Annotated in this window: 1 pseudogene; it reads right to left on the bottom strand. The window is 51.8% G+C overall.

The window, feature by feature from the left end:
• Positions 1-38 precede the first annotated feature (38 nt).
• Positions 39-1,567: pseudogene (locus tag F6K37_RS41705) on the bottom strand (NB-ARC domain-containing protein); the annotation flags it as partial.

Here is a 1,567-nt window from a genome sequence, read left to right as displayed (position 1 = left end):
TCCCACACTTCCCGCGCCCCCGCCCCAGACTTTCTGATCTAGGGCCACCACCGACTTACATCCTTAATCGCTTCAACAATTGCAGCCAGAGCTTCTTTGCCTCCCAACGAGATAATAGTTGGACTGAGATTAACCAAGTATTCTAAAAAGTCCTTACGATCGCTACAGGCCAAGGTGTGAAGAAACTCTTGCCAAAGGGAAACGTCATCTTGGAGGGAAAAGTTAGGATTTTTGATTAGTCCACTGAAAGCATAGGCTCGGTGATACTCAGACTGAATTGCCCGTGCTGTTTCTAGGGCTTCTGGAAGTAGGATTTCTGGCAAATCTGGTGCTAGTGTACTCAGAACTATCGCTCGTATCAGCTTATGGGTAAGTTCCCGTGCCCCTTCTAGGGCTTCTGGTAGAATTTGAGGCAAATGTCGTGCTAGGTTACTCAGGGTAAGGGCTCGGATCCATTCATCGGTAATGGCTGTTGCGGCATCTAGGGCTTCTGGTAAGATTTCCGGCCAATGTGGTGCTATTGCGCTCAGGGCATTGGCTCGGTCTCTATCATCTGTAATGGCTCGTGCCGCATCTAGGGCTTCTGGTAAGATTTCCGGCCAATGTGGTGCTATTGCGCTCAGGGCATTGGCTCGGTCTCTATCATCTGTAATGGCTCGTGCCACATCTAAGGCTTGTGGGAGTAGTTTTTCCGGCAAATGTGGTGCTAGTGCGCTCAGGAGAAAGGCTCGGGTCGATTCATCGGTAATGGCTGTTGCGGCATCTAGGGCTTCTGGTAAGATTTCTGGCAAATGTGGTGCTATTTCACTCAGAGCATCGGCTCGGGTCGATTCATCGGTAATGGCTCGTGCCGCATCTAGGGCTTCTGGTAAGATTTCCGGCCAATGTTGTGCTATTTCACTCAGAGCATCGGCTCGGCTGGACTGATCGGTAATGGCCCGTGCCACTTCTAGGGCTTGTGAGAGTAGGCTTTCCCCCAACTGTGGTGCTAGTTTACTCAGGACTATAGCTCGGTCTCTATCATCAGTAATGGCTCGTGCCATATCTAGGGCTTCTGAGAGTAGGCTTTCGGGCAACTGTGGTGCTAGATTAATCAGGGCATGGGCTCGGCTGGACTGATTGGTAATGGTTCGTGCCTCTTTTAGGGCTTCTGGTAAAATTTCGGGCAACTGTGGTGCTAGTTCACTCAGGGCATGGGCTCGGCTGGACTGATTGGTAATGCCTCGTGCTGCTTCTAGGGCTTCTGGTAAAATTTCCGGCCAATGTCGTGCTAGTCCACTTAGGGCATGGGCTCGGCTGGACTGATTGGTAATGCCTCGTGCTGCTTCTAGGGCTTGTGGGAGCAAGCTTTCCGACAACTGTGGTGCTAGTTCACTCAGGGCATCGGCTCGGCTAGACTGACTGGTAATGGCTCGTGCCGCATCTAAGGCTTCTGGTAAAATTTTCGGCCAATGTCGTGCTAGTGCGCTCAGGGCATGGGCTCGCCTTGACTCATTGGTAATGGCTCGTGCCGCATCTAGGGCTTCTGGTAAGATGTCAGGCAACTGTGGTGCTAGTGCGCTCAGGA

Source organism: Moorena sp. SIO4E2 (assembly GCF_010671945.1).
Classification (GTDB): Bacteria; Cyanobacteriota; Cyanobacteriia; order Cyanobacteriales; family Coleofasciculaceae; genus Moorena; species Moorena producens.
Note: the sequence above shows the minus strand (reverse complement) of the source record. Positions and strands in the feature narration are given on the sequence as shown.